Origin of the sequence: Pseudoduganella sp. OTU4001 (genome assembly GCF_038440195.1) — a bacterium.
Lineage (GTDB): Bacteria > Pseudomonadota > Gammaproteobacteria > Burkholderiales > Burkholderiaceae_D > Rugamonas.
Genome location: NZ_JASATG010000067.1, coordinates 1 through 8,562 on the forward strand (window position 1 = coordinate 1; position 8,562 = coordinate 8,562).

At 69.4% G+C, this 8,562-nt stretch carries 2 protein-coding genes; one reads left to right on the forward strand and one right to left on the reverse strand.

Going from position 1 to position 8,562, the window contains the following annotated elements:
* Window positions 1-7,576, reverse strand: a 7,576-nt coding sequence (locus AAHE99_RS26565; RefSeq protein ID WP_342120963.1) for a hypothetical protein, incomplete at its 3' end; no start/stop codon positions are given.
* 192 nt (window positions 7,577-7,768) lie between these two features.
* Between AAHE99_RS26565 and nudC the strand changes: the two genes are divergently transcribed.
* Window positions 7,769-8,562 (forward strand): NAD(+) diphosphatase (gene nudC, locus AAHE99_RS26570; RefSeq protein WP_342120965.1); only part of this gene is annotated, 794 nt, incomplete at its 3' end.

Sequence of the window (8,562 nt, forward strand, 5' to 3'; positions counted from 1 at the left end):
GGAAGCTGGCCATGGCGCCGCTCAAGGCGCTGACCGACTGGCTGAGGCTGGCCGGTGCGGTGGCGAACCAGACGTCGGCGCTGGCGCCGCTGCTGCCGTCGTCGCGCGTGAAGCTGGAGGCCAGGCCGTGCAGGTTGCCGTTCTGCCAGCCGGTGCCGGCCTGGGCCGTGGTCGAGAGCGACTGGATCTTCAGGTCCTGCAAGCCCAGCAGTTCGTCGGCCTGGCTGACGCCGTCGCTGTTGCGGTCGATCCAGACCCGCAGGTCGCCGAAGGCGGCGTCCTGGCGGTCGATGCGGCCGTCGCCATTGCTGTCGAGCGCGGCCAGCGCCTCATAGCCCTGGCGCGCGCGGCGGCCGTCGGCCAGCACGGTGGCGCTGCCGAACAGTTCGCTGCCGTCGTCGATGCGGCCGTTGCCGTTGCGGTCGAGCGCCAGCAGGCCATCGTCGGCGCCGGCCCAGCCGGTGCGCACCGCGCTGCCGCTGGCGCGCAGGTCGAAGGCCACGCCATCGGCCAGGCTCAGCGTTTCCACGCCGTCGCCGTCCAGGTCCAGCACCAGCGGCGTCGCGTAGTAGGCCGACCCCGGATCGAGCGCCATGGTCTGGGTGACGGTCATGACCGCCGCCTGGCTGGCGCTGAAGCCGCCGATCTGCGTGATGCTGAGCGCACCGAGCATGGTGGTGGTCAGGGCCTGGATCTGGGCCGTGGTGAGGGCGCCCAGGGCATCGGTGCCGAGCGCCGCCGCCTGTTCCGTGGTCAGCGCCGCCACCTGGGCGGTGGTCAGGCCGACGATCTGGGCCGTGCCGAGCGCCGCCACCTGGGTCCCGCTCAGGGCGGCGAACTGGGTGGTGCTGAGGGCGGCCAGCTGGCTGGTGCTGAGCACGGCCAGCTGGGCCGTCGTCAGCGCCTGCAGCTGCGCGCTGCCGAAGCTTTGGAACTGGGCCGCGGTAAGCGCCTGCAGCTGGCTGTTCTTGAGCGCCGCGACCTGGGTGGTGGTCAGGTTGGACAGCTGGGTCGCGCTGAAGTAGCTCATCTGCGTAGCGGTGAAGGCGCCGATCTGGCTGGTGCCCAGTACGCTCAGCTGGCTGGTGGCCAGCGCGCCGACCTGGTCGATGTCGAGCGCAGCCAGCTGGGTGTTCTTCAGCGCCTGCAGTTGCGGCGTGGTCAGGGCGCCGATGGCGCTGACGCTGAACATGCCGACCTGGGTCGCGGTCATGGTTTGCAGCTGGCTGGTGCTGAGCGCCTGCACCTGGTCGGTGTTGAGCACACTGACCTGGTCGCCGCTCAGGGCGGTGACCTGCGACAGCTTGATGCCGGCGATCTGTGCCGTGCTGAGCGACTGCACCTGGCTATTGGTCAGCAGCGGCAGCTGGGTATTGCTGAAGTAGCCGATCTGCGCCGCGCTGAGGCCGGACAGCTGCGCGGTGCTGAGGGCGAAGATGTGGTCGGCCGTCAGCGCCGTGACCTGGCTGCTGACCAGGGCGCCCATCTGGCCCACGGTCAGGGCGCCGACCTGGTCGACGCTGAGCGCGCCGATCTGCAGCGAAGTCAGGGCCGCCACCTGGGTGGTGCCGAGCAGGCTGACCTGGCTGGTGTCGAGCGCGGCCAGGGCGCCCAGGCTGAGCGCCGCCACCTGGGTGGCGCGCAGCGCATTGAGCTGGTCGCTGCTGAGGGCATGCAGCTGGCTGCTGGTGATGGCGCCGGCCTGGCTGACGCTGAGCCCGGACAGCTGGCTGGTGGACAGGGAGCTGAACTGGCCGGTGCCAAGGGCGGCCAGTGCGCTGGTGCCGAGCGCGGCCAGCTGGCGCGTGCTGAACACGGCCAGGTCTTCCGTTTCGAGCGCCTGCGCCTGCTCATCGGCCAGGGCCGCGATCTGGGCCGTGGTCAGCGCGCTGGCCTGGCCGGTGGTCAGGGCCACCAGCTGGGCGGTGCCAAGGCCGTTGGCGACCTGGCTGGCGCTCAGGCCCTGCAGGGCGGCGGTGGCCAGGGAGGCGAACTGGTCAGTGCTGAGGATGGCCAGCTGTTCGTAGCTGAGCGCGCTCACCTGGCGGCTGCCCAGCAGGGCTACCTGGCTGTCGGCCAGGGCCGCCAGCTGCGCGGTGCTGAGGCCGTTCGCCACCTGGTTGGTGGTCAGCGCGGCCAGGCTGGCGGCCGACAGGCTGTTCAGCTGGTGGCTGCCGAGCGCAGCCACCTGGTCGGTGGTCAGGGCCGCCACCTGGCGCGTGGCCAGGGCGGCGATCTGGCCGGTGGCCAGCGCCGCCACCATTTCGGTGGCCAGCAGGGCCAGCGGCGCGGTGGCCAGCGCGGCCAGGTCGGCGGTTTCCAGGGCGTTCAACTGGTCGCTGGAGAAGGCCTGCAATTGCACGCTGCCGAGGGCGGCCGCCTGCTGGGTGGTCAGGGCCGCCAGCTGCTCGCTGCCCAGGTAGCCGAGCTGGTCGGTGCTGAGGCTGTTGAACTGGCTGGTCTTCAGTGCCGCCACCTGGTCGGACTGCAGGGCCGCCAGCTGGCCGGCATTGAGGACGTTCAGCTGCAAGGTGGCCAGGCTCTGGATTTGCAGCGTGGTCAGGGCCGCCACCTGGTTGCTGGCCAGCGCGCCCAGCTGGTCGCTGGTGAGGGCCGCCACCTGGCGCGTGGCCAGCGCTTGCAGCTGGCTGTCGGCCAGGCCGGCGATGCTGTCGGTGGCCAGCGCCTGGATCGGCGCCGTGCCGAGCGCGGCCAGGTCTTGTGATTCCAGCGCATTGAGCTGGTCGCTGCCCAGGGCCAGCGCCTGGCTGGTGCCGAACGCTGCCACCTGCTTGGTGGTCAGCGCCACGATCTGGTCGGTGCTGAGGGTGCCGAGCTGGGTGCTGCTCAGGCTGTTGAGCTGGCTGGTCTTCAAGGCCGCGACCTGGTCGGTCGTGAGCGCCACCAGCTGTTCGCTGCGCAAGGCCGCCAGCAGGGCGGTGCTGAAGCTGCTGACCTGGGAGGTGCTGAACATCGCCACCTGGCCGGTGGTGAGGGCGGTCACCTGGTCCGAGTTGAGGGCGGCGGTCTGCGCCGTGGTCAGGGCCAGCAGCTGGTCGTTGCCCAGATAGCTGATCTGGTCGGTGCTGAGCGCGGCCACCGCGGCCGTGCCGAGCGCGACCATCACATCGGAGCCCAGCGCCTGCAGCTGGTCGCTGCCGAGCACGGCGATCTGGTGGGTGGCAATGCCCGCCACCTGGTAGGTGCTGAGCGCCGCCACCTGGTCGGTGGTCAGGCCGGCGATGGCGCCGCTGTTGAGGGCGCGCACTTGCGCGCTGGAGAACACTTGCCACTGATCCAGGCTGAGCGAGGACAGTTGGCCGGAGGACAGCGCGGCCACCTGGCCGGTGCCCAGGCGCGCCACGTGGCCGGTGCTCAGGGCGCCGAGCTGGCTGGTGGTGAGCGCCGCCACCAGGGCGGTGCCCAGGCTGCTGGTCTGGACGGTGCCCAGCGCGGCCACCTGGTCATAGCTGAGATAGCCGACCTGCCCGGTCGCCAGCGCATTGAGCTGGCTGGTGTAGAGCGCGTTCACGTCGTCCAGTTCGATGGCGGCCAGCTGGTCGCTGTTGAGGGCGCGCAGCTGGCTGCTGTTCAGGCTGTTCATCTGGGCGCTGGTCAGCGACACCATCTGGTCGGTGGTCAGGGCCTGCATCTGGCGCGAGGTCAGCGACACCACTTGCTTGGTGGTCAGCGCCTGCACCTGCGCGTCGGTCAGCAGCACCAGCTGCTGGGTCGACAGGGCCGCCAGCTGGTTGGTGCGCACCACGGCCAGGTCTTCCTCCTCGATGGCCTGGATCTGGGCCGAGGTCAGCGAGTTCAGCTGGTTGCCCGTGATGCCCAGCATCTGCAGGGTGGTCAGGGCCGCGATCTGGGTCGGGGTCCAGGTGGCCAGCACGGTGGTGCTCAAACCCAGCAGCTGGGAATTGCGCAGCGCGGCCATGGCGTCCGGGCTGAGCGCCTGGATCTGGTCGCTGCTCATCGCCATCAGCTGGACCGCGCTCAAGGCCGCCGCCTGGGCGGTCATCAAGTGGTTGATCTGGTAGGTGCTGAGGCCGGCAATCTGGTTCTGCGTCAGCGCCGCGATCGAGGCGCTCGGCAAGGACTGGAACTGGTCCAGGGTCAGCGCCACCAGCTGCTCGGTGCGCCAGCCGACCAGCTGGTTGCTGCGCAGCGCGGCCAGGTCTTCCAGTTCGATCGCTTGCAGCTGGTCGGTGGACAGGGCGGCCAGCTGGGCCGAATGCAGCAGGCCGGCCTGCGCCGTGGTGAGCGCGGCCACGTGGCTGGTGCTGAGCACGCCGATCTGCTGGCTGTTCAGGGACGCCACGGCGGCCGCTTTCAGGGCCGCGAAGTCGACCACTTCCAGCGCCGCCATCTGGTCGGTGCTGAAGGCCGCCAGCTGGGTGCCGTTCAGGCTGGCAGCCTGCGCCGCCAGCAGCGCCACTACCTGGTCGGTGCTGAGGCCGGCCACCTGCGCGCTGGTGAGGGTGCCCAGCACGGCGCCGCTCAGGGCCTGCAACTGGCCGGTGCTGAGCTGGCCGACCTGGTCGGAACCGAGGGCGACGAATTGTGCCTGCTTGAGGACGCTCACGTCCTGCGTGGTCAGCGCGCGCAGCTGGTCGCTGCCCAGCACTTTCAGGTGGCGCGAACCGAGCGCGGCCACCTGCGCGGTGCTCAGCGCCGCCAGCTGGGCGGTGGAGAGCACGGCGAACAGGCCGGTGTTGAGGGCGCCCAGGTTGGCCGCCTTCAGGGAGGCGAAGGCGGTGGAATTGATGGCTGCCAGCTGGGCGCCATCCAGGCTGTTCAGCTGGGCGGCGCTGAAGCCGCCCAGCTGGTTGCCGCTGAAGTAGGAGAACTGGTCGGACGACAGCGCGTTGAGCTGGGTGCTGGACAGGCCGGCCAGCTGCTGGCTGCCCAGCGCCTGCAGCTGGTCGCTGCCGAACGCTTGCAGCTGGTCGCTATTGAAGGCCGCCATTTGCGCGGCGCGCAGCACGGCCAGGTCGGCCGTTTCCAGCGCCAGCACCTGGTCGGTGGTCAGGGCCGCCAGCTGGCGCGTGGCCAGCGAGGTGGCCTGGGCCGTGGTGAGCGCCGCCAGCTGGGCATTGCTCAAGGCTTGCACCAGGGCCGTGCCAAGGCCGGCCACCTGGGCCGTGCGCAGGCTGGCGATGTCGCTGGCGCTGAGCGATTGCAGCTGGTCGGAAGTCAGGGCGGCCACCTGCTGGGTGGACAGGGCCACCAGCTGGGCGGTGCTCAGCGCGGCCAGCTGGTCGGTGCTGAGTACGCGCATCTGGTCGGTGGTGAAGCCGGACACCTGGGCCGTCCCCAGCAAGGCCAGTTGCTGGGTCGACAGGCCGCCCAGCGCGGCGGTGGCGATGCGCGCCAGCTGGGCCGTGCGCAGGGCCGCCAGGTCGGCCGCTTCCAGCGCATTGAGCTGGTCGCTGCCGAGCGCGGCGATCTGGCGCGTGCCGAGATTGGCCGCCTGCTGGGTGGTCAGGGCGACGATGTGGTCCGTGCTCAGCACGCCGACCTGCTGCGAATTCAGGGCATTCAGCTGCTGGCTGCGCAGCGCGGCAAAGTCCACGGTTTCCAGGGCCAGCAACTGGTCGCTCAGCAGGGCAGCCATTTGCGGCAGGGTCAGCGCAGCGGCCTGGGCCGTGGTGAAGGCGGCGATCTGGTGCGTGCCCAGCGCGGTCAGCTGGGCGGTCGACATCTGGGCCACCTGCTGCGTGCTGAGGCCGGCGATCTGGGTGGTGCTGAGGGTGACCACGGTGCTGCTGCTCAGCGCGGCCAGCTGCTGGCTCTTCAGCGCGGCGAAGGCGGCGGTCGAGAAGGCGGCCAGCTGGTCGGTGCTCAGCAAGCTGAGCTGCGCGGTGGTCAGGCTCTGGGCCTGGGCCGTGGTCAGGGCCGCGATCAGGCCGGTGTCCAGCGCCTGGATCTGGTGGCTGCGCAGGGACGCGATCTGGTTGCTGCGCAGGGCGCTCCAGTCGGCGGTGCTCATGCTGTTGAGCAGGCTGGTGCTCAGGCTGGCCAGGTGGCGGGTGCCGAACGCTTGCCACTGGCTGCCGGACAGCGCTTCCAGCTGCTCGCTGCTGAAGGCGTTGACCTGGTTGGTGCTCAGCGAGCTCAACTGTGCGGTGGTCAGCGCCTGCATCTGGCCGGCCAGCAGGCCGCCCAGGTTGTCGGAAGTCAGGCCCAGCAGGGCTTGCGTGCGCAGCGCGGCCAGGTCGGCCGTTTCCAGCGCCTGCAGCTGGTCGCTGGTGATGGCCGCCACCTGGTGGCTGCGCAGCGAGGCCGCCTGCGCCGTGGTCAGCGCCACCAGCTGTTGGGTCGACAGCACCGCCACCTGGGCCGAGCCGAGGGCGACGACATTGGCCGTGCCGAGCTGGGCGATCTGGCTGGTGGTCAGGGCCGCCAGCTGGTCGCTGGTCATGGCCGCCACTTGCTGGGTTTTCAGGGCGCCCAGGTTGCTGCTGGCCAGCGCGGCCAGCTGGGCCGAATTCATTTGCGCCATCTGGCGCGTGCTGAGGCTGGCCGCCTGCAGCGAGGTCATGGCCAGGAACTGCTCGGTGCCCATGGCCTGGATCTGGTCACTGTTCAGCGACGCGATGACCTGGGTGCGCAGCGCCGCCACGTCGTCGGTTTGCAGCAGCGCGACCTGGCTGGCCGAGAAGCCGCTGAACTGGCGCGAGCTCAGCGCCGCCGCCTGGGCGGTGGTGAGGGCGGCCAGGTGGCTGGCGTCCAGGTTGGCCAGGGCGGCCGTGGCCAGGGCGGCGACCTGCTGGGTGGTCAGGGCGCTGAGCTGGTCGGTCGAGAACAGGTTCAGCATATCGGTCGGCAGCGCCGCCATGGCCTGGGTGCGCAGCGCGGCCAGGTCGGCCGTTTCCAGGGCCGACAGCTGCTCGGTGCTGAAGCCGGCCACCTGCTGGGTGCTCAGCGTGGCGGCCTGGGCGGTGGTCAGCGCCACCACGTGGGCAGTGCTGAGCTGGCCGATCTGGCGGCTGTCCAGGCCCGGCACCTGGCTGGTTTTCAGGGCGGCGATATGGTGGGTGCCCAGGGCGCCCAGCTGGTCGCTGTTCAGCGCGCGCAGGTTGCGCGAACTCAGCGCCGCGACCTGGGTGGTGGACAGCGCGGCGATCTGGCTGGTGGACATGCTGCTCAGCTGGCGGGTCGACAGCACATTGATCGAACCGCTGCCCAGTGCGGCGAAGTCAGCCGACTCCATCACCTGCAGCTGGCTGTCGCTGAGCGCCTGCACCTGGGCGCTGGTGAGCGCCGCCGCCTGCGCGGTGCTGAGCGCGACGATGGCGTCCGAGCTCAGCACGCGCACCTGGGCCGTGGTGAGCGCTTGGATATGGGTGGCGTTGAACCCCTGCAGCTGAGCGGTGGTCAGCACCGCCAGGTCGCGCGTCGGCAGGCTGCGCAGCTGGCTCGCGCTGAGCGCGCCAAGCTGGGTGCTGGTAAAGATGGGGAACTGATCCGTCGTGATTGAGCCCAACTCGGCGGTGGTCAATGCCGCCATCTGGCTGGTCGAAATCGACTGGATTTGGGCGCTGGACAGGGAAGATAGGATCAGGCTCATGATGTCAGGAATAAAGGGCTCCACACAGCACTGTATCTTAAAGGAGAAAGTGTTGATTTGCAGAAAAAGTAGGGAAAAACCCCGTAAATCCTGCCATTAAAACAATGACTTAGCGATGGAAAGCAACTCAGCAGTAAGTAATATTAGAATCAAGGTAATATCACTTTTTTAACTAATCCAAGAAGCCTGTCCATGTTGCAAACACCCGCCTCATTCTTGCCGGCGCTGAGCAGCCCGGAAAATGCACCGCGCCTGACCTTCCTGTTCCACCGCGACCGGCTCTTGTTGCGCGAAGGCAACTTGACTTTGCCCGACCATGTGCAGTTCGACGAGTGTTGCTTGCATTCTGTCGGCGACTGGGACGGCCGCCACTGCCAGGTGGCCTGGACCGACAGCGAGCAGGCCCCGGAGGGCCACGCCTTCGTCGGCCTGCGCGCCCTGTTCGGCGCGGTCGACGACGGCTTCATCAGCGTGGCCGGACGCGCCTACCAGATCGCCGAATGGGCGCGCACCCACCGCTTCTGCGGCGCCTGCGGCGGCCCGATGGCGCGCGCCGACGGCGAACGCGCAATGCGCTGCAGCGCCTGCGGCCACCTGGCCTACCCGCGCATCTCGCCGGCCATGATGGTGCTGATCAAGAAGGGCGGGCAGCGCCTGCTGGCCTGCCACGCCAACTCGCCGTACAAGCGCTTTACCGCGCTGGCCGGCTTCCTGGAGGCGGGCGAATCGATCGAGGAAGCGGTGCACCGCGAAGTATTCGAAGAAGTCGGCCTGCGCGTGCACAACCTGCAGTACTTCGGCAGCCAGTCCTGGCCCTTCCCCCATTCGCTGATGATCGCCTTCACCGCCGAATACCTGGATGGCGAAATCGTCACCGACCCCAAGGAAATCAGCGAAGCGCGCTGGTTCGGCCCGGGCGACGAATGGCCGACGCTGTCGCATACGGTTTCCATCGCCAGCGAGCTGCTGGCAGCGAACCGCCCCTG